Source organism: Kitasatospora sp. NPDC092948 (assembly GCF_044754805.1).
Classification (GTDB): Bacteria; Actinomycetota; Actinomycetes; order Streptomycetales; family Streptomycetaceae; genus Kitasatospora.
The window spans coordinates 37,571-63,341 of the sequence record NZ_JBIVPU010000018.1 but is presented as its reverse complement, the minus strand read 5'-3'; the positions used below and the strand labels follow the sequence as shown (position 1 = coordinate 63,341).

18 protein-coding genes are annotated in these 25,771 nt (G+C 74.8%); 7 read left to right on the top strand and 11 right to left on the bottom strand.

Annotated features, from left to right (window positions below):
- Positions 1-17: 17 nt before the first annotated feature.
- On the bottom strand, positions 18-851 hold the full coding sequence (locus ACIQF6_RS32760; RefSeq protein ID WP_400901623.1) for a BTAD domain-containing putative transcriptional regulator: 834 nt from the start codon (positions 849-851) through the stop codon (positions 18-20).
- Between the two features lie 294 nt (positions 852-1,145).
- Here ACIQF6_RS32760 and ACIQF6_RS32755 point away from each other — a divergent pair, with 294 nt between their 5' ends.
- A complete protein-coding gene (locus ACIQF6_RS32755) occupies positions 1,146-1,643 on the top strand; it encodes a DUF1772 domain-containing protein (RefSeq protein ID WP_400901621.1) in 498 nt (165 codons plus the stop codon).
- Positions 1,644-1,718: 75 nt separating this feature from the next.
- Positions 1,719-2,498, top strand: coding sequence for a cyclase family protein (locus ACIQF6_RS32750; protein ID WP_400901619.1), 780 nt, complete (start codon positions 1,719-1,721; stop codon positions 2,496-2,498).
- A 92-nt stretch (positions 2,499-2,590) separates the two neighbouring features.
- Here the strand turns inward: ACIQF6_RS32750 and ACIQF6_RS32745 are convergent, their stop codons facing one another.
- Positions 2,591-3,064 (bottom strand): nuclear transport factor 2 family protein, encoded by a 474-nt coding sequence (locus ACIQF6_RS32745; protein WP_400901617.1) that lies wholly within the window; start codon positions 3,062-3,064, stop codon positions 2,591-2,593.
- Positions 3,065-3,226: 162 nt separating this feature from the next.
- Between ACIQF6_RS32745 and ACIQF6_RS32740 the strand changes: the two genes are divergently transcribed.
- Together ACIQF6_RS32740 and ACIQF6_RS32735 are read left to right on the top strand one after the other, a co-directional pair.
- The gene (locus ACIQF6_RS32740) at positions 3,227-4,786 is read left to right on the top strand and encodes a class I adenylate-forming enzyme family protein (protein WP_400901615.1); all 1,560 of its coding nucleotides are present in this window, start codon (positions 3,227-3,229) and stop codon (positions 4,784-4,786) included.
- Positions 4,783-6,231, top strand: coding sequence for an MFS transporter (locus tag ACIQF6_RS32735; protein WP_400901613.1), 1,449 nt, complete (start codon positions 4,783-4,785; stop codon positions 6,229-6,231). The genes ACIQF6_RS32740 and ACIQF6_RS32735 overlap by 4 nt, the downstream gene beginning before the upstream one ends.
- 101 nt (positions 6,232-6,332) lie before the next feature.
- On the opposite strand, the gene ACIQF6_RS32730 is transcribed toward ACIQF6_RS32735, so the two are convergent.
- The 8 genes from ACIQF6_RS32730 to ACIQF6_RS32695 form a co-directional block, all read right to left on the bottom strand.
- Positions 6,333-7,079, bottom strand: coding sequence for an SDR family NAD(P)-dependent oxidoreductase (locus ACIQF6_RS32730; protein ID WP_400901611.1), 747 nt, complete (start codon positions 7,077-7,079; stop codon positions 6,333-6,335).
- Positions 7,067-8,053, bottom strand: coding sequence for an aromatase/cyclase (locus tag ACIQF6_RS32725; RefSeq protein WP_400901609.1), 987 nt, complete (start codon positions 8,051-8,053; stop codon positions 7,067-7,069). Before ACIQF6_RS32725 ends, ACIQF6_RS32730 begins: the two co-directional genes overlap by 13 nt.
- A gap of 26 nt (positions 8,054-8,079) precedes the next feature.
- Positions 8,080-8,874 (bottom strand): SDR family NAD(P)-dependent oxidoreductase, encoded by a 795-nt coding sequence (locus ACIQF6_RS32720; RefSeq protein WP_400901607.1) that lies wholly within the window; start codon positions 8,872-8,874, stop codon positions 8,080-8,082.
- 74 nt (positions 8,875-8,948) lie between these two features.
- Complete coding sequence (locus tag ACIQF6_RS32715; protein ID WP_400901605.1) at positions 8,949-9,995, bottom strand: acyltransferase domain-containing protein; 1,047 nt, start codon at positions 9,993-9,995, stop codon at positions 8,949-8,951.
- Between the two features lie 4 nt (positions 9,996-9,999).
- Positions 10,000-10,263 carry an acyl carrier protein gene (locus ACIQF6_RS32710; RefSeq protein WP_400901603.1) on the bottom strand — a complete coding sequence of 88 codons (264 nt, stop codon included), beginning with the start codon at positions 10,261-10,263 and terminating at the stop codon, positions 10,000-10,002.
- Complete coding sequence (locus ACIQF6_RS32705; RefSeq protein ID WP_400901601.1) at positions 10,260-11,501, bottom strand: ketosynthase chain-length factor; 1,242 nt, start codon at positions 11,499-11,501, stop codon at positions 10,260-10,262. The genes ACIQF6_RS32710 and ACIQF6_RS32705 overlap by 4 nt, the downstream gene beginning before the upstream one ends.
- Positions 11,498-12,790 (bottom strand): beta-ketoacyl-[acyl-carrier-protein] synthase family protein, encoded by a 1,293-nt coding sequence (locus ACIQF6_RS32700; RefSeq protein WP_400901599.1) that lies wholly within the window; start codon positions 12,788-12,790, stop codon positions 11,498-11,500. Before ACIQF6_RS32700 ends, ACIQF6_RS32705 begins: the two co-directional genes overlap by 4 nt.
- Positions 12,787-13,845: a ketoacyl-ACP synthase III family protein gene (locus ACIQF6_RS32695; protein WP_400901597.1), complete on the bottom strand. Its 1,059-nt coding sequence runs from the start codon at positions 13,843-13,845 to the stop codon at positions 12,787-12,789. The genes ACIQF6_RS32700 and ACIQF6_RS32695 overlap by 4 nt, the downstream gene beginning before the upstream one ends.
- Positions 13,846-14,173: 328 nt before the next feature.
- On the opposite strand from ACIQF6_RS32695, the gene ACIQF6_RS32690 reads away from it, so the two are divergent.
- A complete protein-coding gene (locus tag ACIQF6_RS32690) occupies positions 14,174-15,412 on the top strand; it encodes a sensor histidine kinase (RefSeq protein ID WP_400901595.1) in 1,239 nt (412 codons plus the stop codon).
- Between the two features lie 29 nt (positions 15,413-15,441).
- On the opposite strand, the gene ACIQF6_RS32685 is transcribed toward ACIQF6_RS32690, so the two are convergent.
- Positions 15,442-16,065: a DNA-binding response regulator gene (locus tag ACIQF6_RS32685; RefSeq protein WP_400901593.1), complete on the bottom strand. Its 624-nt coding sequence runs from the start codon at positions 16,063-16,065 to the stop codon at positions 15,442-15,444.
- A gap of 201 nt (positions 16,066-16,266) precedes the next feature.
- On the opposite strand from ACIQF6_RS32685, the gene mce reads away from it, so the two are divergent.
- Together mce and ACIQF6_RS32675 are read left to right on the top strand one after the other, a co-directional pair.
- Positions 16,267-16,722: a methylmalonyl-CoA epimerase gene (gene mce / locus ACIQF6_RS32680; RefSeq protein WP_400901591.1), complete on the top strand. Its 456-nt coding sequence runs from the start codon at positions 16,267-16,269 to the stop codon at positions 16,720-16,722.
- Positions 16,723-17,084: 362 nt separating this feature from the next.
- The gene (locus ACIQF6_RS32675) at positions 17,085-25,769 is read left to right on the top strand and encodes an SDR family NAD(P)-dependent oxidoreductase (RefSeq protein WP_400901589.1); all 8,685 of its coding nucleotides are present in this window, start codon (positions 17,085-17,087) and stop codon (positions 25,767-25,769) included.
- Positions 25,770-25,771 lie beyond the last annotated feature (2 nt).

Sequence of the window (25,771 nt, the reverse complement as noted above, 5' to 3'; positions counted from 1 at the left end):
CCCTGCCCAGCCCTCGGTCAACCGGTCAGTTCGTGGACCGATCGGGCCGCCGGCCAGCGCCCGACGCCGTCCAGCTCGGGCGAGGACTCCAGGATCGCCCGCTGGAGGTGCTGGAGCCGGGCCGACGGCTCCAGCCCGAACTCCTCGATCAGGGTGGCGCGCAGCCGCTGGTAGATGTCCAGGGCGCGCCACTGCCGGCCGCAGCGGTACAGCGCGATCATGTGCAGCGCGTGCAGGTTCTCGTGCCAGGGGTGCTCGGCGGCCAGCACGGCCAGCTCGCCGAGGAGCGCGTGGTGGCGGCCGAGGCGCAGGTCCGCCTCGATGCGGCGCTCCAGGATGCCCAGCCGGGTCTCCTCCAGCCGCATCACCTCGATCGCCAGCCGCGGGCCGGTCTGCACGTCGGCCAGCACGGGTCCGCGCCACAGCGCCAGCGCGGCGCCGAGCAGCCGGGAGGCGGCCTTCGGGTCGTCGGCCTCCTGGGCGCGGCTGCCGGCCGCCGCCAGCCGCTCGAACTGCTGGACGTCGGTCTCCTCGCCGCGCAGGTCCAGCAGGTAGCCGTTGTAGCGGGTGGCCAGCACGGTCTTGGCGCCGGCCGCCGGGTCGCTGTGGCCCTGGGCGGCGAGCGCCCGCTGGAGCTGGCGCCGCAGCTGGAGGATGTAGGTCTGCAGGGTGGTGGCCGCGCTCTTGGGCATCGAGTGGTCCCAGAGCTCTTCCATCAGCGAGGTCACCGGGACGACCTGGCCCGCCGACAGTGCCAGCAGCGCGAGGATCTGACGGGGCTTGGCAGCGCTCGGCGCGACCGATCTACCGTCCTCGGTGGCCTCGAACTCGCCCAAGACACGGACCTTCATGGCGTACCCCCCGTAGCTCCCACAGTCCTCGGGGTCCCGTTCTCGAAGGCCCTCGGCCCCCTATTGTCGGAGCCGCGGGGTCGTCACGGACAGTGTCAGGGTCATCGGAAGACTGTGATTCCGTCACATCCGCGCCCGGTCGTCGATCACAATCCGACAGCGCGTCACCACCGTGCGGCGCACTCGACGGGAGCCGCGGGGCCTGCGGGAGCGCGCCGGGCCGCCGGTCTTGAGCAGGTCTCTAGCACCGACGCCCACCCTTCATCCACGACCACCCACGAAGGAGGCGGCATCGTGCCGTTCCGCGTCTTCCTCTACCTGGCCACCGTGTCGGCCGGGCTGTTCGCCGGTTTCTGCTTCTGCTACGCCGTCGTCGTCACGCCCGCCCTGGGGCGGCTCGACGACCAGGCGTACGTGACGACGATGCGCCGGCTCAACGAGGCGGTACCGGGCGTGCTGTTCTTCCTGGTGATCGTGGGCTCGGTGCTCTGGCCGCTGGCGGCGTTCCTGGTCCGCACGCCGTGGCGCGGCGCCGACGCCCGGGTCTGGCTGATCGGCGCGGCCGCCGTGCTCGCCCTCGTCGCCTTCGTGGTCTCGCTGGGCGTGGAGGTGCCGATGAACACCGACCTGGCCAACGCGGTCACCATCACCGCGGACCAGTTCCACCAGGCCCGGGCGGCCATCGAGCACTCCTGGAACAACTGGCACCTCGTGCGCACCGTCTGCGCGGTGCTCTCGACCCTGCTCCTGGTCGGCGCCTGCCTGGCGCCGGACCGGGTCGGCAGGGCCTGACCCGCGGCCGGGAGCACCCCGGCCGTCCGAAGCAAGTGAAATGACGCCCCGTCAATGTGAAAGGGCCGAGCGCCCATGCGACTGATAGACCTCTCCTCGCCCGTGGACGCCTCCGGCTGGGAACCCGAGCCGGTCGAGCACACGGTGATGTCGGCCGCCGAGGGCGCCCGGCACATGACCGACGGCATGCGCAAGAACTTCGGCATCGACCTGCGCCCGGAGGAGCTGCCGGGCGGCGAGTTCCTCACCAACGACATGCTCTACCTGTCCTCGCACACCGGCACCCACGTGGACGCCCCCGCGCACTACGGCACCCGCGCCGACGGCGAGGTGGCCCGCACCATCGACGAGATGCCGCTGGACTGGTTCGACCGGCCCGCCTTCGTGCTGGACGTCCGGGACAACGCGGGCCGCACCGTGGACGCGGCCGCCGTCGAGCTGGCGCTGAAGGCCATCGACTACCGGCCGCAGCCGATGGACATCGCGCTGTTCCGCACCGGCGCCTCGGAGTGGGCCGGCAGCCAGCGCTACTTCACCGACTTCATCGGCCTGGACGGCTCGGCCGTGCGGTACCTGATGGACCTGGGGGTGCGGGTGATCGGCACCGACGCCTTCAGCCTGGACGCCCCGTTCGGCGCCATCATCGAGAAGTACCGGGCCACCGGCGACCCCGGGGTGCTCTGGCCGGCCCACTTCGCCGGCCGGGAACGCGAGTACTGCCAGATCGAGCGGCTCTCCAACCTGGAGGCGCTGCCGGAGCCGCACGGCTTCTCGGTGACCTGCTTCCCCGTCAAGATCCGGGGCGGGGGCGCGGGTTGGACCCGCGCGGTGGCCCGGGTCGCCGACCCGGCGTGACGCGGTAGCCCGACCCCCCACGCGCAGGTGCCCGGTACGGCTCGCAGCCGTACCGGGCACCTGCGCGTGCTCGGGAGAGCACCGGCGCTCCGTCAGTCGCGCGGCGGCAGGTCGTCGCGCAGCACGTGCCGGCTGCGGATCCGCCAGCCGCCGTCCGTCCCGCGCACCAGCACGTCCTGGCACGACGTCATGCAGTAGATGCCGGTGGGCTGCCCGGGCAGCGTGCTGAAGACCGCGACGTAGGAGCGGGTGCGCACCACCGTCGCCGCCTCGTCCTCCGGCTCGACGGCGAGCATGGTCATCACGTGCCGCCGGGTGACGCCGGTGGAGCTGCGGGCCTCCTCGGCGGCCCGGGTCGCCGACTCGATGGTCTCCCGCCCGGAGACCGGGGCCGGGAGGACGTTGCTGTCGAAGACGCCGTCCTCGGTGAAGCCGAGCGCCCAGGTCCGGGCGTCGCCGTCGTCCACGGCCTGCATGTGGCGGGCGTAGAAGTGCTGGATCGAGGTGTACAGCTGGGCGTCGGTGCTGCTGCCCAGCGGCGCCACGGGATTGAACAGGTCGGTCATGCGGGCTCCTTACGAGGGTGGGCGGGCGGAACGGGGCGAGCGTGCCAGCCCGCGCTGGAGCCGCAGCGGAGCCGGGGCGGCTCCGGCGGCGGTCGAGCGGCTGTCGAGTGGGCTGCCCGACGATGGCGCGGAGGTCCGTCCCGTGTGCCGCAGGAGGCGAACATGGCCGAAGTCACCGCCCTACCCGAGACCGCCGCGGCGGTCAGCAGCGGTGGTCCGCTGCCCGACGTCCCGGCCGGCACCGCCGACCGGTTGCTCTCCCGGGCCGCCGCCGCCCGGCCGGACGCGCCCGCCGTGATCGTGCCCGGCGGCGCGGAGTCGACCTTCGCGCAGCTGGACGAGCGCGCCGACGCCTACGCCCGGGGCCTGCGACGGCTGTTGGGCGACTCCGGCGCCGTGGTGCTGCTGTCCGCCGCGCTGGTGCCCGACTTCGGCGCGCTGTACCACGGCATCATCCGCAGCGGTAACACCGTCGCCCCGGTCAACCCGTTCTATCCGCCGCACCTGCTGAAGCACGTCGCGGCCCTCTCCGGTGCCCGGGCCGCCGTCCTCACCCCCGAGGCGCACGCCCAACTGGCCGCGCTCGGCGGCGAACTGCCGCAGCTGGAGCACCTGTTCACCATCGGCGGGAGCGCCCGGGAGCTGCTGCGCCAGGACGGCGCGGCGGCCGGCGACGGCGCCGGGACGGCCTGCCTGCTGTTCACCAGCGGCTCCACCGGCAGCCCGAAGGCCGTCCGGCTCAGCCACCGCAACCTGCTGACCGGCGCCGCCCAGCTGGCCGCCGCGCACGGCCAGGGCCCGGACGCGCTGGTGCTCAACGGCCTGCCGATCTACCACCCGATGCACCTCAACGCCTCGCTGCACGCGGGCGCCGCCCACGTGCTCTCCGGCCACGACATCGGCGACTCGCTGCGGCACGCCGACGACTACCGGGCCACGCACTTCTACACCCTGCCGTTCCGGCTGGTCGCGGCCGCCAACGCGCCCGAGCCGCCCGGCCCGGCGCCGCGCGCGCTGCGGATGCTCTCCACCGGCGGCGCCCCGCTGCGCCCCGCCGTGCTGCGCCGGCTGGACGAGCGGATCGGCGCGCCGGTGCTCCAGGGCTACGGCCTGTCCGAGACCTCCTCGTTGGCCACCTCGGACCGGCTGGACACCCGCTGCCCCGGCTCGGTGGGCCGCCCGCTGCCCGGCAGCCGGCTGCGCGTGGTCGACCCGCGCACCGGAGTCCCGCTGCCCGTCGGCGAGTTGGGCGAGATCCAGATCCAGGGCCCGAACGTGATGCAGGGCTACCTGACGAACCCGACGGCGGTGGACGCCGAGGGCTGGCTCTCCACCAGCGACATCGGCCGCCTCGACCCGGCGGGCAACGTGTTCTTCCTGGACCGGGTGCGCGACGTCTTCGAGGCCGCCGACGGCGCCCTGGTCTCCCCCGGGCAGATCGAGGCGCTGCTGGACGAACTGCCCGAGGTGGCCGAGAGCGCCGTCGTCGACGCCCCCGCGGACGACCGGGTGCTGCCCGTCGCCTACCTGGTGACCCGCGGGCCGGCCGACGCCGCCGACCTGCTCGGGCGCGCCAACTCCGACCTGACGAAGCATCAGCAGCTGTCCCGCGTCCAGCTGGTGGACGCGCTGCCCCGGCTGCCCAACGGCAAGCTCGACCGCTCCACGCTGCGCGGGATGGCCCGCGGCACGGGAACGACTGAAAGGATCGCAACCGCATGAGCATGAGCAGAACCGCGCGCACCTCGCTGATCACCGGTGTCGTGGTCTTCATGATCTCGCTCGACAACCTGGTGGTGACGACTGCGCTGCCGCAGATCCGCGAGCATCTGCACGCCGGCATCGACGGCCTGGAATGGATCGTCAACGCCTACACCCTGACGTACGCCGTGCTGCTGCTGACCGCCTCGGCGGTCGCCGAGCGGTTCGGCCGGCGCCGCTTCTTCATGATCGGCATCGGCCTGTTCACGGCCGGTTCGCTGCTGTCGGCGCTCTCCACCGACGTCGGCCTGCTGGTGGCCGGCCGGGCCGTCCAGGGGCTGGGGGCGGCGGTCCTGCTGCCGCTCACCCTGACCCTGGTGGCGGCCGCCTACCCGCCCGAGAAGCGGGCCGCCGCGCTGGGCATCTGGGGCGCCGTCGGCGGACTGGCGGTGGCCATCGGCCCGCTGGTCGGCGGGCTGATCGTCGAGCAGGCCTCCTGGCAGTGGATCTTCTGGATCAACGTCCCGATCGGCGTGGCCACCCTGGTGCTCACCCCGGTCTGGCTGAGCGAGCAGCAGGGCGAGCCGCGCCCGCTGGACCTGCCCGGCACGGTGCTGGCCAGCGCCGGCCTGCTGGGCGTGGTGTTCGGGCTGATCCGCGGCCCGCAGGCGGGCTGGACGTCCGCCGGGGTGCTGCCGCCGCTGGCCGCCGGCCTGCTGCTGCTCGCCGCGTTCCTCTGGTGGCAGCAGCGCACCCCCACCCCGATGCTGCCGCTGCGGCACTTCCGCAACCGCACCTTCGCCGCCGTCAACGCGGTGTCGCTGCTGATGTACTTCGGCATGTTCGGCTCGATCTTCCTGATCACCCAGTACCTCCAGGACGTGCAGCACTCCGGCCCGCTCGGCGCCGGCGTCAAGCTGCTCTCCTGGACCGGCCTGACCATGATCGGCGCGCCGCTGGGCGCGGTGCTGGCCGGCCGCTTCGGCGGGCGGGTGCTACTCACCACCGGCCTGGCGCTTCAGGCGGCCGGGCTGGTCTACCTGGCGCTGGCGACCGGCACCGACACCGGCTACCTGGCCCTGGTGCCCGGCTTCATGCTCAACGGCTTCGGCATGGGCCTGTTCTTCGGGCCCAGCGCGGACGTCGCGCTCAGCTCGGTGGAGCGCTCCGAGGAGGGCATCGCCTCGGGCGTCAACAACGCGATCCGCGAGCTCGGCGGCGTCTTCGGCGTCGCGGTGCTCTCCTCGGTCTTCACCTCGCACGGCGGCTACGGCACCGCCGCCGCGTACGTCGACGGGATGCGCCCGGCGGTCTGGATCGGCGCGGTGGTGGTGGCCGCGGGCGCCGTGGCGGCCCTGTTCATCGACCGGGACGCCGCCCGGTCGAAGGCGCCGGAGCCGGAGACCGAGCCGAAGGCCGAGCCGGAGGACCACCCGGTCGGCTACCTGGCGATCATCGGCGACTGACCCGCCGCACGACGAACGGAACGAAGGGGGCGCGGACTTGTGGTCCGCGCCCCCTTCGCCGTGGCCGGCGGGTCGGTGTCCCCTCCGGCACGGCCGGCGGGTCAGTGCCCGAGGCCGCCGTCCACCTCGATCACCGCGCCGTTCACGTAGGAGCTCTCCTCGCCGGCCAGGAACGCGGCCACCGCGCCGATCTCCTCGCCGCGCCCCGGGCGGCCGGAGGCGAGCTTCGGCAGGAACTGCCCCCACAGCCGCTCGTTCGCCGCCAGCGCCTGGCCCATGCCCCGGTCGGTGACGCCCGGGGAGAGGCAGTTGACGGTGATGCCGTCGGCGGCCACCTCCAGGGCGGCCACCCGGGTGAGCGCCTCCACCGCCGCCTTGGTCGCGCAGTACGCGCCGGCGCCGGGCATCGGCCGGGAGGAGAGCGCCGAGGAGAGCGTGATGATCCGGCCCCAGCCGCGCTCCCGCATCAGCGGTACGGCGGCCCGCAGGCAGTGGTAGGTGCCGCTCAGATTGATCGTCACCGCCTCCGACCAGGCCTCCGGCGAGATCGCGGCCACCGGCCCCGGCGCGTTGACGGCGGCGTTGGCGACCACGATGTCCAGCCCGCCGAACCGGTCGACGGCGGCCGCCATCGCCCGCTCCACCGAGTCCGGGTCCCGCACGTCGGTCTTGTGGAAGAGCACCCGGTCGCCGCCCAGGGCCAGCAGCGGCTCGGCGGCGGCCTCGTCCCGGGCGGCGCAGACCACCCGGGCGCCGCGGGCCAGCAGCGCCTCGGCCACCGACTCGCCGAGGCCCCGGTTGGCGCCGGTCACCACGGCGGTGCGGCCCTTCAGGCTCAGCGCGTCCATGCCGCCCCCTGCTGCTCCGCGGCCTGCGCCGCGACCTGCTCGGCGAACTCCTTGGCGTGCCGCAGCGTGGTGCTGCTGTTCGCGCCCAGGCTGTGCCGGACCCGGGCCCGGGCGTCGGCCGGGCTCACGTCCGCGCCGAGCAGCCGGGCCACCCCGTCCATGTCCAGCGTGACGCCGTGCCAGGAGGTGATCCGCACCCCGGTGCCGTGCGGCTCGACCGTCCAGCGCCCGGTGTGCGAGGCCAGCGCGCCGGGCAGCACGGTCTGCTTGTAGACCAGGGTGTGCTGCTCGGGGCGCACCACCCGCAGCGAGACCGTGGTGTGCTCGGAGCTGTCGGGGGCCAGGGTGACCATCTCCATCCGCTGGACGTCGCCCTGCTCGGTCAGGTCGAGCCGGCTGACGTGCGGCAGCCGCTCGGGCCACAGCTCGGCCCGGGCCAGGAACTCGAAGACCGCCTCGGCCGGCCCCTCGGCGTCCACCGAGTCGGCGAAGTCGAACCGCAGCGGCTCGCCGTCCGGGCCGGGGGTCACCGCGCGGCTCAGCGCCGCCAGTTCGGCGGTGCTGTTGCGCTCCACCGCCTGGCCGATCCAGTCCGCCGCCGCCTCGTCGTCGTCCACGGCGGCGAAGTCGTGCAGCAGGGTGACCTCGGCGCCGCCGTCCGGCGCCGCCTCGATCAGCCACTCGCCGCCCATCGAGGCGACCGGCGGCGAGGAGACCACCTGCCGGAAGGTGATCCGGCGGGCCGCCGGATCCAGGGTGCGGCGCGAGGTCCAGTCCCGGACCTCGCCGTTGGCGAGCGCCCACAGGTGGATCAACTGCTGGTCGCTGTCCGGTACTTCGGTGACCTCGGCGTGCACGGTCGGGGTGAAGATCTGCGGCCACCGGCCGGCGTCGGCGAGCAGCGCGTAGACCTGGTCGGGGTCGGCCGGCACCGTGGTCCGGTGCCGGGTGGTGCGGATCCGTGGTTCAGACACGGCGAACCTCCTTGGAGTCGGGTCGGTCAGTAGTTGCCCAGGCCGCCGCAGACGTTGAGGGCCTGGGCGGTGATCGAGGCGGCGGTGCGGGTCGTCAGGTAGCCGACCAGGCCGGCCACCTCCTCGGGGGTGGAGTAGCGGCCGAGCGGGATCTTCGCGTGGAACTTGTCCAGCACCTGCTCCTCGGTGATCCCCCAGTGCGCGGCGTAGCCCTGCCGGACCCGCTCCGCCATCGGGGTCTCCACGTAGCCGGGGCAGACCGCGTTCACGGTGATGCCGCTGCCGGCCAGCTCCAGGCCGAGCGCCTTGGTGAAGCCGACCACTCCGTGCTTGGACGCGGAGTACGGCGCGGCCAGCATCACGCCCTGCTTGCCGCCGGTGGAGGCGATGCTGATGACGCGCCCGTGCCCCGCCTCCCGCATGCCGCCGGTGGTCAGCACCTCGCGGGTGACCCGGAAGACCGCGGTGAGGTTGGTGGCGATCACGTCGTCCCAGAGCTCGTCCGGGATGTCGGCGGTGATGCCGCCGCCGCCCCGGCCGGCGTTGTTGACCAGGATGTCCAGCGGGCCGTACGCGGCGACCGCGGCCTGCACCAGGGCGCGCACCGCGGCGCCGTCGCGCACGTCGGCGGCGCTGCCCGCGACCTCCAGGCCGCGACCGCGGAGCTTCTCCACGACCGCCGCGACCAGATCGGCGTCACGGGCGCAGAAGTACACCGGGTGCCCGGCCTCGGCGAGTTGCTCGACGACGGCCAGGCCGATGCCGCTGGTGCCGCCGGTGACCAGGGCGGGCCGGCGTTGGTTGGTGCTCTCCTCGAGCATGGTGGGGCTCCTGGGGGGGTTGGGGTCGAACTGTCGTCAAAAGCCTTCGGCCGGAGCCGAGTTCGGGAGGGGGCTCAGCCCACGGCGGCGGCCGGCACGGGCTGCTCCAGGCCGAGCGGGAGCACCGGGTGCCCCTCCTCGACCAGGGCGCGGACCGCCCGCAGCACGTTCAGCCGGTCCGCCTCGGGCTCCCGGGCCCGGGTGCCGAGCAGCGGCACCACCGCGCTGCGTCCGCTCGCCACCTCGCGGTGCCGGCGGGCCAGTGCGGTCAGGCCCTGTCCGGGCCCGGCCTCCACCAGCAGGTACGGGCGGCGGCGCAGCAGCGAGTCCAGGGCCGGGGCGAACAGCACCGGCTCGGCGGGCTGCATCGCCCAGAACACCGGGTCGCAGGCGTTGCCCGGGTCGAGCTCCCCGCCGAGCCGGCCGGAGTGGACCGGGATCCCGGGCGGGGCGAGGCGCACACCGGCGAAGCCGGGCAGCGCGCGGCGGCAGCAGTCGGCCAGCGACGGGCTGTGGAACCCGCTGACCGCCTTGGCCCGCATGCAGGTGTGGCCGTCCGCCCGCAGCCGCTGCGCCACCTGTTCCAGCTGCGGGTCCGGGCCGGCCAGCAGCACCTGCTGCGGCCCGTTGACCGCGCCGACCACCACCTCGGCGGTCAGGTACGGCGCCAGTTGCTCGGGGGCGGCGGCGACCGCGAGCATCCCGCCGGGCGGGGCGTCGGCGATCAGCTCGACCCGCTCGGCGAGCAGCCGGGCGGCGTCCGGCAGCGACATCACGCCGGCCAGCACCGCGGCCACCGCCTCGCCCGCGCTGTGCCCGACGAACGCGGCGGGCCGCAGCCCCCAGGCGGTCAGCATCCGGGCGAGCGCGTAGTTCACCGCGAAGATCAGCGGCTGGGCCCGGGAGACGTGGTCGATGTCCACCGCGGGCCGCTCGGCCAGCCAGTCGGCGAGCGCCTCCTCGCCGAGCGGGCCGAGCAGCCCCAGCACCTCCTCGAAGGGCTCGGTGAACGCGGGCACCTGCCCGTAGAGGCCGCGCGCCATGTTCGGGTACTGCGAGCCCTGGCCGGGCAGCAGCAGGGCGACCGGGCGCGGCGGCCGCAGTGCGGTGTCGGTGTCCACCGGGTCAGACGAGTTCGGCCGACGGCAGCTCCGCGCCGTTGACCAGGGCGAGGAACTCCCGGGGCGTCTCCGCCGCGGCGGCGTCGTCGTCCAGCTGGACGCCGAAGTCGCGCTGGATGACGCCGATGGCCTGGAGCAGCGCCAGCGAGTCGTAGCCGAGGTCGGGGAACGGGGTGTCCAGGATGTCGCCGGACAGGTCGACGGACTCGTCGGCGCCGGCGTTCTCGCGCAGGATCCGGGTCAGGGCGGGCAGGTCGAGAACGCTCATCGGGGGGTCTCCTCGGAATCGGTGGTGGTGTCGTTGCAACCGCGCAGCACCAGCGCGGAGTTGAAGCCCCCGTAGCCGCGGGCCAGCACCAGGGCGGTGCGCAGCCGGGCCGGGCGGGGCGCCCCGGTGACCAGGTCGATGCGGTGCTCGGTGGCCGGTACGTCGACCGGGGAGGTCGGCGGGATCAGCCCGTCGCGGATCGCCAGCAGTGCGGTGGCGGTGTCCAGCGCGGCGCCGGCGAAGAGCCGGCCGGTCATGCTCTTGGGGACGGTGACCGGCACCCCGTACGGGCCGAACAGCTCGGTCAGGGCGTCGGATTCGATGCGGTCCAGTTCGGGCACGGCGGCGCCGTCGGCGAACACCACGTCCACCTCGTCGGGGCCGATCCCGGCGTCCTCCAGGGCGAGCCGGATGGTCCGTGCCAGCCCGGGCGGGCGTCCGCTGTCCGGCGCCGGGTCCAGGGTGGCCGCGTACCCGGCCACTTCGCCGTACCGGCGGGCGCCGCGGGCGCGGGCCTGCTCGTCGTCCTCCAGGACCAGGATGGCGCCGCCCTCGCCGGGCACGTAGCCGCCCGCGTCGGAGGCGAACGGCAGGTAGGCGCGGTCCGGGTCGGCCTCGGTGGAGAGCAGCCCGGTGGCGATCTGCGGCACCCAGCCCCACGGGCAGAGCGCCCCGTCGACGCCGCCGGAGACCACCACGGGGGTGCCGCGGCGGATGTGCCGGCGGGCGTGGCCGAGCGCGTCGATGCCGCCGGCCTGTTCGGTCACCAGCACCCCGCTCGGCCCGCGCAGGCCGTGCCGGATGGAGATCTGGCCGGAGTTGACGGCGTAGAACCAGGCGAACGACTGGTAGGCGCTGACGTGTTCCTTGCCCTGCGACCAGAGCGCCTGGAGCTCGCGCTGGCCGAACTCGACGCCGCCGCCGGACGCCGCGGTCACCACTCCGGCGCCGTAGCGCGGCAGTTCCTCGGGGCGCAGGCCGGCGTCGGCGATGGCGCCCTCGGCGGCGAACAGGGCCAGCCGGGTCATCCGGTCGGTCTGCGGCAGCAGCCGGCTGGGCACGTGCTCGGCGGCGTCGAAGTCGACGATCTCGCCCGCCACTTGTGACGGGTAGGCGGAGGCGTCGAACCGGGTGGTGCGGCGCAGTCCGCCGCGGCCGGCCAGCGTGGCCCGCCAGTAGGCGTCGGTGCCGAGGCCGTTGGGGGCGGCCACCCCGATGCCGGTGACGACGGCGGTCATGGCGTTCTCCGATCGGGACGGGCCAGCACCATGGCGCTCTGGAAGCCGCCGAACCCGCTGCCGACGCTGAGCACCGCGTCGGTGCGCTGGACGCGGGCCTCCAGCGGCACGTAGTCCAGGTCGCAGTCCGGGTCCGGCTCGTGCAGGTTGGCGGTGGGCGGCAGCACACTGTGTTCCATCGCCAGCGCGCAGGCGGCGATCTCCAACGCGCCGATGGCGCCCAGCGAGTGACCGATCATCGACTTGATCGAGCTGACCGGGGTGCGGTAGGCGTGCTCCCCGAGGGCGAGCTTGAAGGCCGCGGTCTCGTGACGGTCGTTCATCTTGGTGCTGGAGCCGTGCGCGTTGATGTAGTCCAGGCCGTCGGGGCCGAGCCCGGCGTCGTCCATGGCGGCGGTGATCGCCGCGGCCATCTCGACGCCGTCGGCCTTGAGGCCGGTCATGTGGTAGGCGTTGCAGCGCGAGGCGAAGCCGGCGATCTCGGCGTAGATCCGGGCGCCGCGGCGGCGGGCGTGCTCCAGCTCCTCCAGCATCAGCACGGCCGAACCCTCGCCCAGCACCAGGCCGTTGCGGGTCCGGTCGAACGGGCGGGAGGCGTGCTCCGGGTCGTCGTTGCGGGGCGTGGTGGCGTGGATCGCGTCGAAGCAGGCCGAGGTGATCGGCGAGATCGGCGCCTCGGTGGCGCCGGCCACCATCACGTCGACGGAGCCCTCCCGGATCAGCTCGGCGGCGTGTCCGAGCGCGTCCAGGCCGGAGGTGCAGCCGGTGGAGACCACCGCGGCCGGGCCCTCGGCCGCGGCCAGCCGGGCCACCTCCACCGCCATCGAGCTGGGCACGAAGTGGCGGTACAGGTCGCGGACGGCGTAGCTGTGGTCGACCTCCCAGTGCCGGCCGCCGTCGCTGACCACCACGTACTCCTGCTCCAGGCTGGTGGTGCAGCCGACCGCGCAGCCCAGTGTGGTGCCGATCCGGCCGGGGTCGAGCGCCGCCGTGTCCAGGCCGCTGTCGGCCAGCGCCTCGCGGGCCGCGACCACCGCGAACTGCGCGGCCCGGTCCAGGCGGCGGATCTCCTGCGGGGTCAGGCCCTCGCGGACCGGGTCGAAGTCGACCTCGGCGGCGACCCGGGAGCGGAACGGCGAGGGGTCGTAGTGGGTGATGGTGCGGGTGGCGGATCGGCCGGCGGTGAGCAGCTCCCAGTACGCCTTGACCCCGATCCCCCCGGGGGCGACCGCCCCCAGGCCGGTGATCACCACCCGCCGGTCCGGTCTTCTCTCTCGGTGACTCGTCACGCTGTTTCCGTGCCCTTTCCGCTCGGGCGCGGCGGCCCGAGCACTTCGATGACCGCGCAGGACCAGGTGAAGCCGGCGCCGATGCCGACCAGCACCAGCAGTTGGCCGGGGCGCAGCGCGCCGCTGCGCCGCAGGTGGTCCAGGCCCGCGAACTGGTCTCCGGCGCCGAGGTGGCCGACGGTGCGGCTCCACGGCCAGGTGGACCGTTCCGGGTCGATGCCGAACGGGGTGAAGAAGGCCGCCTCCAGCCGTCGCCGGCCCAGGTGCGGCAGGACGAACCGGTCGACGTCGGCGAACTTGACGCCCGCCTCGTCCAGCGCCGTCTCCAGCGCCCGGCGCTGCCCGGCCGAGACCAGCGCGGTGCACCGGCCGACCCCGGTGCGGGCGAGGAAGGCGCGTTTGGTGGTCTCCATGTCGACCACCGGGCGGTGCGCGAAGGGCGCGACGCCGAACGGGTCGTCACCGCGGTGCATGCCCTCCAGCTCCGGGGCGGAGACGGTGGTCAGCGAGCGCAGCCGGGCGAAGCCGCCGCGGTTGGACAGCAGCAGCGCGGAGCCGCCGTCGGCGTAGTGGGTGCCCGGGTCGCTGGTCCAGCGGTCGAACCCGGGCGCCTCGAACCGGTCGCCGGCGGTGAGCAGCGCGTGCCGGCGTTCGGGCGCGGCGCTCAGGTAACCGGCCGCCAGCTCCAGCGCGGCCATCCCGCCGTTGGAGAGCTGGCGGATCTCGACGGCGGGGCACGGCAGGCAACCCGGCGTGTCGGCCAGCACCTCGCGCTGGATGTAGGAGGCCGGCGCCCACAGGTCGTGGCCCTGGTGGTAGACGGTGGCGTGCAGCAGCAGGTCGAGCCCGGGCGAGCCGGCCTCGGTGTACGCCCGGCGCGCGGCCCGGGCGGCCAGTTCGGGGCCTGACGGGCCGTCGGACACGGTCACCGCCAGGGCCTCGGTGCGGTCGGCGGTGCGCCGGTCCAGCCGTCCGGCCGCGACGGCGGCGCGGACGTCCTGTGCGGGCGGCAGCTCGGTCGCGCCCCCCGCGATGAAGATCTCCGGGTATCTCACGCCCAGACCTCCCCCGTTCTTGAGCAGTGCGGTCGTCGCACGTCGCGGTCGTCGGGCGGTCCGGCCCGGATGCCCGGCGGCCGGAGCCCGGAAAGATCCGCCGGTCCGGGGCGCTCGCCCCGCGCTGCGACGGTTCCGCCATGGTGGGCACGGATCCTCGAACCCGACTGGATTCCCGTCGGAGCCCGTCGATCACCGGTGCCCGATTACGCGGGTGGCGCGACCCGCGGCGACCTGTCACTGGACGGGAAGGTATGCGGCCCTATGCTTCGGAGGGTCGCAAGATCGACAGGGACGTCAGGCCGCCGCGGGACAGATGGGGGAACCGTTGACCGGACGCACTCGACACACACGGCCGGCCGGCCGCCGCCACGGGGACGGGCGGGCCTCCGGCGATGGGCGGCTGCCCGACGGGCTGGACGGGGCGGCCGCGTCGTCCGCGCTGCTGGCCCGGCTGATGGGCGGGATCCCGCCGCGCCGGCTGGCGCTGGCGCTGCTCTGCGTCATCATGGCGGGCTTCGTCGCACTGAGCGTGGTCGACATCCTCACCTGCAGCGCCGGGCCGCTCCAGGTGGCCGTCCTGACGGTCGACGTCCTGCTGGTCGCCGGGCTCCAGGTGGTGCACTGCCTGCCGTTCGCGGCCGGCCTGCGCTGGCGGTTCGGCCGGTGGACGCTGGCGCTGCAGGCGGCGCTCGCCTTCCTCCCGCCGTACCTGGCGGGGTGGAACACCGGCGCGATGATGGGCTTCGTCGGGGCGTCGCTGCTGCTGGCGCTGGCCGGGCGGGCCGCCTGGATCGGGTACGGCGTCTTCCTGCTGGCGCTGGTGCCGAGCGGGCCGGTCCTCGGCATGCCGTCGTCCGGGTCGGTCTACCTGGTGGTGGCCAACGGGCTGTCCTCGCTGGTGCTCTACGGCATCACCAGGCTGGTGGAGCTGATCGACCGGCTGTACGAGGCGCGCTCCGCGATGGCCACCAGGGCGGTCGAGCAGGAGCGCCAGCGGTTCGCCCGCGACCTGCACGACCTGCTCGGCTACAGCCTCTCCACCATCACCGTGAAGTGCGAGCTGACCTCCGCGCTGATCAAGGTCCGGCCCGAGCAGGCGCTCTCCGAGCTCACCGACGTGCTGGCGATCTCCCGGCAGGCGCTGGCCGACGTGCGCACGGTGGCCCGGGGCTACCGGGAGATGTCGCTGCTCACCGAGATCGAGTCGGCCCGCGGGGTGCTGGCGGCGGGCGGCATACGGGCGCACGTCAACGTCTCGGCGCCGGCGCCGTCGGGCGAGGCGAACACCGTGCTGGCCACCGTGCTGCGGGAGAGCGTCACCAACCTGCTGCGGCACAGCAAGGCGGAGGTCTGCCGGATCGAGTTCACCGCCCAGGGGCCCGACGTCTGCCTGCTGGTGGCCAACGACGGGGTGCGCACCGAACGCGCCGTCACCCGGGAGCGCGGCACCGGCCTGGCCAACCTGGCCGACCGGATCGCCGCGGTGGGCGGCCTGCTGGAGGTCGGCGCCGCCGAGGGCTCCGACTGGTTCCGGCTGACCGCCCGGGTGCCCTCGCACATCTAGGCGCCGTCCTGTCCCGGCAGGACCGACGGTCAGTGCCCGTGGTGGTCGATCCAGCCGGCCTCGCGGGCGATCCGGACGGCGTCCACCCGGTTGCGGGCGTTGAGCTTCATCACCGCCGACGTCAGGTAGTTGCGCACCGTGCGGACCGAGAGGAAGAGCCGGTCGGCGATCTCGTCGGCCTCCGCGCCCTGCCCGGCCTGCCGCAGCACCTCGGTCTCCCGCTGGGTCAGCGGGTTCTCCGCCCCGGCGTCGAAGGCGGACAGCGCGAGCTGCGGGTCGACCACCCGCTCCCCGGCCGCCACCGCCCGGATCGCCTCGGTGAGTTGACGCGGCGGCACGTCCTTGAGGATGAAGCCGGAGACCTTGCACTCCAGGGCGCGGCGCAGGGTGCCGGGCCGCCCCAGGCTGGTCAGGATCAGCGCGCGGCAGTCGGGGACCTGGTCGTGCAGCTGCGCGGCGGCGCTCAGGCCGTCCAGGCCGGGCAGGTCGATGTCGATGACCGCCACGTCGGGCCGCACCCGCAGCGCCTCGGAGACGATCTGGTCCCCTCTGGCGAGCTCCGCGACCACCTCCAGGTCGTCCTCCAGGTTGAGCAGGGCGACGAGCGCGCCGCGGAGCATGGACATGTCCTCGGCGAGCAGAATCCGGATCACGCGTGTCCTCCCCGGCCCTGAGCGGGCACCCGACCTAACCGACCTCGCCCTCAGGGTACGAGATCCCGGACCGTCCGGAGCCCGGGTGGCCGCAGAACCGCTCGAGCGCCGCTAGAGCCGCCCTGGAGAATTCCTGGAGAGTTCCTGGTGAATTCCCTCCGGAACCTGTTCCCCAGGCATTATCTGACTTACTCTCGGAGCATGACGGACACTCTTGCAATGGCGGGAACGTCAATCGGACTGCGCCGTATCGACCATGTCGGTATCGCGGTCCCCGACCTCGACGACGCCATCGAACGGTACGAACGCGTCTTCGGAATGCAGTGCGTGCATGTGGAGGAGAATGTCGAGCAGGGCGTGCGCGAGGCCATGCTCGCGGTCGACCCGCTGGACGCCGACGGCAGCCGCCTCCAGCTGCTCGCCCCGATCTCCCCGGACTCCGTCATCGGGCGCTTCATCAGCAAGTCCGGCCCCGGACTGCAGCAGCTGGCCTACACCGTGACCGACCTGGACGCGGCCTGCACCGAGCTGCGGGCCCGCGGCGTGCGGCTCCTCTACGAGACCCCGCAGCGCGGCACGGCGGGCTCCCGGATCAACTTCGTCTTCCCCAAGGACGCCGGCGGTGTGCTGGTGGAGCTGGTCGAGGCGGCCGGCTGACCCCGCACCACCTGCACGACCTGCGCCACCTGCGCCGATCCACCCCACACGTCTGCACGCGAGGCCCCGGGCGACTGCCGCCCGGGGCCTCGCCGTTTCCCCGGGCAGCCATGACCCCGTCAAACTACTGAGCCGCTCCGGCCGTCCCCGTCCCACCAGGTGTTGACTGCCCCGGCCGCGTCTCAATCATTTGGTTGAGTTCCTGCTCCAACTGAACCAAACGGACGACGGAAAAAGGTTCGACCGTTATACCGAAGACACCCGACAAAGTGCGCCAATAAGCTGCCGTCGCCGAAGAGCGGGGATTCTTGGACAGCCCGCCGGAGGCATCCAGTGGGCACCCCGAATTCCTGGAGCGAAAGATGGCGAAGGCCGGGCACCGCAGCGAACACACCACACTCGTCGACCACTACCGGGCGGTTTTCCTGGAGAACCCCCAGGACCGGACGTACCGGTTCCTGCCGGACGGGGAGGGCGACCCGGTCTGCCTGACCAACGCCGAACTCGACCAGCGGGCCCGCGCGCTCGCCGTGCTGCTGCGCGAGCGGGTCGGAGCCGGCGAGCGGGCGCTGATCGTCTGCCCGCCCGGACTGGACTACGTGGTGTCGTACTACGCCTGCCTGTACGCGGGCGTGATCGCGGTACCCGTCTACCCTCCGGATCCGACCCTGCTCAAGCGCACCCTGCCCCGGCTGATCGGGGTGGTGGAGGACGCCAGACCGAAGGCGGTGCTGGCCCCGGCGTCGGTGACCGCGATGGCGGACGAGTTCGCGGTGCACGTCCCGTCGTTCGCCGAGCTGCTCTGGGTCAGCGTGGACCGGATCGACCTGGCCGCGGCCGACTCCTGGCAGCGGCCCGACATCACCGGCGACTCGCTGGCCTTCCTCCAGTACACCTCCGGCTCCACCAGCCGCCCCAAGGGCGTGATGGTCGGCCACGCCAACCTGGTGCACAACCTGGCCGCGCTCAACCGCCGCTTCTTCGACGCCACCCCGGACGACCACCTGGTCATCTGGCTGCCGCCGTACCACGACATGGGCCTGATCGCCGGTCTGCTGTCGCCCGCCTTCGGCAACTACCCGGTCACCTTCATGCCGCCGTTCGCCTTCCTGAAGCGCCCGCTGCGCTGGCTGGAGGCGATCTCGGCGGCCGGCGGCACGCTCAGCGGCGCCCCCAACTTCGCCTACGACCTGTGCGTGGCCAAGAGCACCGAGGAGGAGCGGGCCGCGCTCGACCTCAGCAACTGGCGGGTCACCCTGAACGGCGCCGAGCCGGTCCGGGTGGAGAGCATGGACCGGTTCGCCCGGGCCTTCGCGCCGTCCGGGTTCCGCCGCCAGGCCTTCATGCCCTCCTACGGGCTGGCCGAGGCCACCCTCGCCGTCACCGGCGGGCAGCTCGACGGCCAGCCGGTGGTGCGCCGGCTCCAGGCCGCCGCGCTCGCCGAACAGGGCATCGCGGTGGACGCCGCGGACGGCGAGGAGTTCCGCACCGGCATCGGCTGCGGCTGGTCGCTGGAGGACCAGCAGCTCGCCATCGTCGACCCGGTGACCCGGCGCCGGCTGCCGGAGGGCAGGGTCGGCGAGATCTGGCTGGCCGGCCCGAGCATGGCGCACGGCTACTGGGAGCGCCCGCAGGAGACCGAGACCATCTTCCGCGCCACCGTCGACGGCACCGGCGAGGGCCCGTTCCTGCGCACCGGCGACCTGGGCTTCCTGGACGGCTCCGAGCTGTACGTGGCCGGCCGCGCCAAGGACCTGATCATCATCGACGGCCTCAACCACTACCCGCAGGACATCGAGCGCTCCATCGAGTCGGTGGACCCGGCGCTGCGCCCGGGCTGCGGCATCGCCGGCACCCGCGAGATCGACGGCGTCGAGCGGCTGATCATCGTGCACGAGGTGGGCGGCCGGCCGCAGGACCTGGACGCGGAGAGCATCTTCGCCGCCGTCCGGGCCCGGGTCGCCGAGGTGCACGGCATCCCCGTGCACGCCATCACCCTGGTGCGGCGCGGCGGGGTGCCCAAGACCTCCAGCGGCAAGCTGCAGCGCTCGCTCTGCCTGGACACCTTCCTGGCCGGCGGCCTGCCCGCGCTCGCCGCCTGGACCGCGGACGGCGGCACGCCCGCCGCCGCTGCCGGGCCCGCCGCCGAGGAGGTGCCGGCCCCCGACGCCCGGGAGATCGAGGCCTGGCTGATCGAGCGGCTGGCCCGCACCCTGGGCCAGGACCCGGCCGGCATCGACCCGACCGCGCCGATCGCCGGGCTGGGCATGCGCTCGGTCGACCTGGTCTCCCTGATCGGCGAGCTGGAGCGCCACCTGGACCGCACGCTCTCGGCCACCCTCGCCTGGGCCTACCCGACCGTCGAGGCGCTCGCCGCGCACCTGGCCGGCGCCGGGCCCGCGCCGGCCGAGGCCCCGCAGGCCCCCGAGGAGCCCGCCGAGCCCGCCGCCCTCCCCGCGTTCCTGACCCCCGCCGCCACCGCCGAGTACGCCGCCGAGCCGATGGCCGTGGTCGGCATCGGCTGCCGCTTCCCCGGCGGCGCCAACGGCCCCGAGGGCTTCTGGCAGCTGCTCACCGAGGGCCGCGACGCCGTCACCGAGGTGCCCGAGGACCGCTGGAAGCTCGCCGACTACGCCACCGACGACCCCGCCGAGCCGGGCCGCACCACCAGCCGCTGGGGCGGCTTCCTGGACGACGTGCACGGCTTCGACGCGCAGTTCTTCGGCATCTCCTCGGCCGAGGCCGCCCGGATGGACCCGCAGCAGCGGCTGCTGGCCGAGGTCGCCTGGGAGGCGCTGGAGGACGCCGGCCTGCCCGCCGAGCAGCTGGCCGGCACCGCCACCGGCGTCTTCGTCGGCATCTCCAGCTTCGACCACGGTGTCCAGAACTTCCACGAGATCGAGAAGATCGACGCCTACACCGGCACCGGCAGCGCGCTGAGCATCGCCGCCAACCGGCTCTCCTACCTGTTCGACCTGCGCGGCCCCAGCATGGCCGTGGACACCGCCTGCTCCTCCTCGCTGGTCGCCGTCCACCAGGCCGCCGCCGCGCTGGCCTCCGGCGAGTGCACGCTGGCGCTGGCCGCGGGCGTCAACCTGATCCTCTCCCCCGCGCTGGCCGTCAACTTCTCCAAGGCCGGCGCGATGGCCTCGGACGGCCACTGCAAGGCCTTCGACGCCCGCGCCGACGGCTACGTCCGGGCCGAGGGCTGCGGCGTGGTGGTGCTCAAGCCGCTCGGCCGGGCGCTCGCCGACAAGGACCGGATCTACGCCGTGGTGCGCGGCAGCGCCGTCAACCAGGACGGGCGCAGCAACGGCATCATGGCCCCCAATCCGCTCGCCCAGGAGGAGGTGCTGCGCGCCGCCTACGACACCGCCCGGGTCCGCCCCGACCAGGTGCAGTACGTCGAGGCGCACGGCACCGGCACCCTGCTCGGCGACCCGATCGAGGCCCGGGCGCTGTCCGCGGTGCTCTGCGCCGACCGCGCCCCGGAGCAGCCGATGCTGATCGGCTCGGTCAAGTCCAACCTGGGCCACATGGAGGCGGCGGCCGGCATCGGCGGCCTGATCAAGGCCGCGCTGGCGCTCAGCCACCGCTCGATCCCGGCCAGCCTGCACTTCGAGACCCCCAACCCGCACATCCCGTTCCGGGAACTGGCGCTGCGGGTGGTCGACCGGGCGCAGCCGTGGCCCGTCACCGCCGGCCCGGCGCTGGCCGGGGTCAGCTCCTTCGGCTTCGGCGGCACCAACGCGCACGTGGTGCTGGAGGAGGGGCCGCGCACCCGCCCGGCCGCGCCCGCCGCCGGTGACGCGGCCGTCCAGCCGCTGCTGCTGTCGGCCCGCGACCCGCAGGCGCTGGCCGAACTGGCCGGGCGCTACCGCGAGCTGCTGGAGCGCCCGGACGGCGCGCCGCTGACCGCCACCGCCGCCACCGCCGCGCTGCGCCGCACCCAGCACCCCGAGCACCGTCTCGCCGTGCTGGGCAGCACCGCCGAGGAGTGGCGGGCCGGACTGGCCGCGTTCCTGGCCGGCGAGGAGCACCCGGCGCTGGTGCACGGCAGCCGGGTCCTCGGCCGCACCTCGCGCACCGCGTTCGTGTTCTGCGGCCAGGGGCCGCGCTGGTGGCCGGTGGCCGCCGACCTGATGGACGAGCCGGTGTTCCGCTCCGTCCTGGAGCGCTGCGAGGAGCTGCTGCGCCCGCACACCAACTGGTCGCTGCTGGCCCAGCTCGCCGCCGACCAGCAGGGCTCCCGGCTCACCGACACCGCCGTCGGCCAGCCCGCGCTGTGCGCCGTGCAGATCGCGCTGGCCGCGCAGTGGCAGGCCTGGGGCGTGCTGCCGGACACCGTGGTCGGCCACAGCGTCGGCGAGATCGCCGCCGCGCACGTCGCCGGGGCGCTCACCCTGCAGGAGGCGCTGCTGGTGGCGCTGCACCGCGGCCGGGTGCTGCACTCGGCGGTCGGCCGGGGCCGGATGGCCGTGGTCGGCGTGGGCTTCGACGAGGCCGAGCGGCTGGTCGCCGGCTCCGGTCTGGCCCGGGTGTGGGTCGCCGGGGCGAACGGCCCGCAGTCGGCGGTGCTGTCCGGCGACGGCGCCGAGATCGAGGAGCTGGCCGCCCGGCTGACCGCGGACGGGCTGTTCTGCCGGGTGCTGGAATCGGTCGAGTTCCCCTCGCACTGCCCGCTGATGGACCGGCCCGCCGACGACCTGCGGCGCATCCTCGACGGCCTGGCGCCGCGCCCGACCACGGTGCCGTTCCTGTCGACCGTGCACGGCCGGGTGCTGGACGGCGCCGAGCTGGACGCCGCCTACTGGGGCGCCAACCTGCGCAGCCCCGTGCTATTCGACCAGGCGGTGTCCGCGCTGGTGGAGTCCGGGCACGACGCGTTCGTCGAGATCGGCCCGCACCCGACGCTGCTCGGCCCGATCGCGGACCGGCTCGGCGCCGACGGCGCGGAGGGCGTCGCGGTCGGCTCGCTGCGCCGCGACGAGCCCGGGCGGCCCGCGCTGCTCGCCGCACTGTCCCGACTGCACTGCGCCGGCCGCCCGGTGGACTGGAGCCTGCTGCTCCCCGCGGACGGGCCCAACCTGGCGCTGCCGTCCTACCCGTGGCAGCACCAGCACAGCCGGCCCGCCGACGGCCCGGCCCTGCGCCGCCGCACCGCGGGCGGCCACCCGCTGCGCGAGACCGCGCTGCGCTCCGCGGTCGAGCCCCGCACCCTGCACTGGAGCGCCGCCGTGGACCGGGCCGGCTTCGGCTGGCTGGCGGACCACCAGGTCGGCGGCACCGCCGTGCTGCCCGCCGCGCTGCTGCTGGACGCCGCGCTGGCCGCCGCCCGGGAGGCACTGGGCGAGCAGCGGGTGACGCTGGAGAACGTCGCGCTGACCGCCATGAACGTGCTGCCCGACCAGGCGGCCGACGCCACCTGGCAGTTGGTGCTCCAGCCCGGCGCCGGGAAGGCCGGCTCCTTCCGCCAGCTGTCCGCGCCGGCCGGCGCGGCCGCGGCGGACGGCGGCTGGACCGAGGCCGCCGCGGGCCGCTACCGGGCCGCCGACGGGGCCGCGCCGGCCTCCGTCGACCTGGACGACCTGCGGGCCCGCTGCGCCGAGCCGGTCGGGACCGAGGGCTTCTACCGGGCGCTGGAGCGCGCCGGGATCCACTACGGCCCCGCCTTCCAGGGCGTGCGCACGCTGCGGCGCGGCGCCGGCGAGGCGCTCGCCGAGCTGCGCGACGCGGCGGAGCTCACCGGCGAGAACGCCGCCCACCTGGTCCATCCCGCCGTCCTGGACAGCTGCCTGCAGGCGCTGGCCGCCGCGCTGGACGGCACCCTCGACGGCACCGCCACCCATCTCCCGGTCGGCGTCGGCTCGTTCACCCTGCACACCGCCCGCGCCGTGCCGGCCTGGGCGCACGCGGTGCGCGGCACCGCCGAGCCGGACGGCTTCGCCGGCTGCCGGGTGGAGCTGCTGGCCGCCGACGGCGCCGTCCTCGGCACCCTGGACGGCATCACCCTGCAGCGCCTCGGCGGCGCCGCGGACACCGAGCCGGGAGCGGAGGCCCTGCTCGACCTCGTCTGGCAGCCGGCCGACGCCCCCGCGCCCGCCGAGGACGTCGAGCCGGACGGCTGGTGGCTGCTGCTCGCCGACCGGGACGGCACCGCCGACGCGCTCGCCGCCGAACTGCGCTCCCGCGGCGCCCGGGTGGTCACCGCCACCGCCGGCGAGCAGGCCGAGCGGCTCGGCCCGGACGCCCACCGGCTGCCGCCGCTGGCCCCCGACGCCTTGCCCGGCCTGCTCGCCGAGCTGCGCGACTCCCGCCCCGGCAGCTGCCTCGGCGTGCTGAGCGCCTGGGCGCTGGACGCGCCCGAGCCGGAGGCGGACGGCGGCGAGCACCTGCTGTGGACCGGCCGGGACGCGGCCACCGCCGCCGCCCTGCACGCCGTGCAGGCGCTGGCCGGCGCCGGCTTCGCCGCCCCGCCCCGGCTGGCGCTGCTCACCCGCGGCGCCCAGCGCGTCCCGGGCGACGAGGCGGACGTCGCGCTCGCCCAGGCCCCGCTGTGGGGTCTGGCCCGGGTGGCCGTCCTGGAGCACGCGGAGCTGCGGCCGCTCGTCGTGGACCTGGACCCGGCGACCGCTCCGGGCTCGGCCGTCGAGGCGGCGCTGCTCGCCGACCGGCTGCTCGCCGAGTCCGGCCCCAACCAGCTGGCGGTGCGCGGCGGGACGTGCCTGACGCCCCGTCTGGAGCCGCGCCGCGCGGTGGACGGCGGCGCCTGGCCCCGCCGCCGCTACGACCGGGCCCGGGACACCAACCTGCGGGTGCTGGCCGAGCGGCCGGGCATCCTGGAGAGCCTGGTGCCGACCGTGTGGCGGCGCACCGCGCCGGGCCCCGGCCAGGTGGAGATCGAGGTGGCCGCCGCCGGCCTGAACTTCAACGACCTGCTGAAGGCGATGGGCGACTGCCCGGGCGTGCCGAACGGCGTGGTGCCGCTGGGCGGCGAGTGCGCCGGCCGGGTGGTCGCGGTCGGCGAGGGCGTGGACGACCTGCGGGTCGGCGACCCGGTGATGGCGGTGGCCGGCTCCACCATGGCCGAGTTCACCACCACCGGCCGCCACCTGGTGGCGCCCCGCCCCGAGGGACTGACCGACGAGCAGGCGGCCGGTGTGCCGATCGCCTTCCTCACCGCCGTGTACGGCCTGGAGTACCTGGGCCGGCTGGCACCGGGCGAGACGGTGCTGATCCACTCCGCCGCGGGCGGCGTCGGGCTGGCCGCGATCCAGGTGGCCAGGCGCTGCGGCGCCGAGGTGTTCGCCACCGCCGGCACCGAGGAGAAGCGCGAACTGCTGCGCTCGCTCGGCGTGGCGCACGTGCTGGACTCCCGTTCGCTGGAGTTCGCCGACCGGATCGCGGCCGCCACCGGCGGGCGCGGCGTCGACGTGGTGCTCAACTCGCTGGCCGGCGAGGCGTTCGCCCGCAGCATGGAACTGCTCGCCCCGGGCGGGCGGTTCGTGGAGATCGGCAAGCGCGACGTCTACGGCGACACCCCGCTCGGGATGCGCCTGCTCAGGGACAACCGGTCGTTCGCCGCCGTCGACCTGGAGTACTCCTTCGCCGAACAGCCCGCCCTGGTGCGGCACCTGTTCGCCGAGGTGGCCGAGGGCTTCGCCCGCGGCGAGTTCGGCGCGCTGCCGGTGACCGCCTTCGGCTACGGCGAGGCGGCCGAGGCCTTCTCCTTCATGGCCAAGGCCAGGCACACCGGCAAGATCGTGCTGCGGCCGGACGAGCGGCCCGAGGTCGCGGTCCGCGCGGACCTGCCGCCGGTCGGCCCCGGCGCCAGCTACCTGGTCACCGGTGGTCTCGGCGGCCTGGGTCTGGCCACCGCGCGCTACCTGGCCGACCAGGGCGCCCGGCACCTGGTGCTGGTCGGCCGCTCCGCCCCGTCCGCCGAGGCCGAGGCCGCGATCACCGAGCTGCGGGAGCGCGGGGTGTCCGTCCTGGTGCGCCCGGTGGACGTCTCGCGGCGCGCCGAGCTGGACGCGCTGCTCGCCGAGGTGGACGCCGAACTGCCGCCGCTGGGCGGCGTGGTGCACACCGCCGGTGTGCTGGACGACGGCCTGCTGCCGCAGTTGGACCAGCAGCGCTTCCAGGCGGTCGCCCGGCCGAAGGCGGCCGGTGCCTGGCACCTGCACGAGGCCACCCGGGAACGGGAGTTGGACTTCTTCGTGCTCTACTCCTCGGCCGCCGCGCTGCTCGGCTCCGCCAGCCAGGCCAACTACGCCGCCGCCAACGCGTTCCTGGACGGACTGGCGCTGCACCGCCGGGCCCGGGGCCTGCCCGCGCTGAGCATCGCCTGGGGCCCGTGGTCCGAGGTGGGTCTGGCCGCCCGGCCCGACCGCGGGGGCGCGCTCTCCACCCGCGGTGTGCTCAGCCTGAGCCCGGCCGACGGCATCGCCGCGTTCGACCGGCTGATGCGCACCACCGACCCGTTGGCCTGTGTGCTGCCGCTGGACCGGGAGCGCCTCGCCGAGTCGGCGGCCGGCGGTCTGCTGCCCGCGCTGCTGCTCGACCTGGTCACCGACCGGGCGGGCGCGGCCACCGGGGCCGGCGCCCGGCAGGCGTCCGGTGAACTGCGCGGCCGGCTGCTGGCCGTGGAGCCGGGCCGGCGCCGCCGGACCCTGCTGGTGCGGCACTGCGTCGAACAGGCCGCCAAGGTGCTGGGCCTGGAGCAGTCGCTGGTCGACCCGGCGGCGCCGCTGGTCGGCCTCGGATTCGACTCACTGATGTCCCTGGAGCTGCGCAAGCGCCTGGAGGCATCCACGGGGACCGGCCTGCCGGCCACCCTCACCTGGCGCTTCCCCTCGATCGAGGTGATGGTGCCGTTCCTCGCGGAGCAGATGGAGATCGCCCTGGAGGCCGCCGCCGGGCAACCGGCGCCGGCCGCCGCCGAGTCGGTCGCCGAGGCCGAGCTCGACGAGCTGTCCACCGAGGACCTCGAAGCCCTCCTCGCCGCCAAGTCCGCACAGTTCGAGCAGATTCACGAAGGGCGTTGACC

What these genes read in the sequence shown, in the direction of transcription:
- ACIQF6_RS32760 (WP_400901623.1), bottom strand. Translation starts at nt 851, where the DNA reads ATGAAGGTCCGTGTCTTGGGCGAGTTCGAGGCCACCGAGGACGGTAGA.
- ACIQF6_RS32750 (WP_400901619.1), top strand. Translation starts at nt 1,719, where the DNA reads ATGCGACTGATAGACCTCTCCTCGCCCGTGGACGCCTCCGGCTGGGAA.
- ACIQF6_RS32745 (WP_400901617.1), bottom strand. Translation starts at nt 3,064, where the DNA reads ATGACCGACCTGTTCAATCCCGTGGCGCCGCTGGGCAGCAGCACCGAC.
- ACIQF6_RS32740 (WP_400901615.1), top strand. Translation starts at nt 3,227, where the DNA reads ATGGCCGAAGTCACCGCCCTACCCGAGACCGCCGCGGCGGTCAGCAGC.
- ACIQF6_RS32735 (WP_400901613.1), top strand. Translation starts at nt 4,783, where the DNA reads ATGAGCATGAGCAGAACCGCGCGCACCTCGCTGATCACCGGTGTCGTG.
- ACIQF6_RS32730 (WP_400901611.1), bottom strand. Translation starts at nt 7,079, where the DNA reads ATGGACGCGCTGAGCCTGAAGGGCCGCACCGCCGTGGTGACCGGCGCC.
- ACIQF6_RS32720 (WP_400901607.1), bottom strand. Translation starts at nt 8,874, where the DNA reads ATGCTCGAGGAGAGCACCAACCAACGCCGGCCCGCCCTGGTCACCGGC.
- ACIQF6_RS32710 (WP_400901603.1), bottom strand. Translation starts at nt 10,263, where the DNA reads ATGAGCGTTCTCGACCTGCCCGCCCTGACCCGGATCCTGCGCGAGAAC.
- ACIQF6_RS32705 (WP_400901601.1), bottom strand. Translation starts at nt 11,501, where the DNA reads ATGACCGCCGTCGTCACCGGCATCGGGGTGGCCGCCCCCAACGGCCTC.
- mce (WP_400901591.1), top strand. Translation starts at nt 16,267, where the DNA reads ATGACGGACACTCTTGCAATGGCGGGAACGTCAATCGGACTGCGCCGT.
- ACIQF6_RS32675 (WP_400901589.1), top strand. Translation starts at nt 17,085, where the DNA reads ATGGCGAAGGCCGGGCACCGCAGCGAACACACCACACTCGTCGACCAC.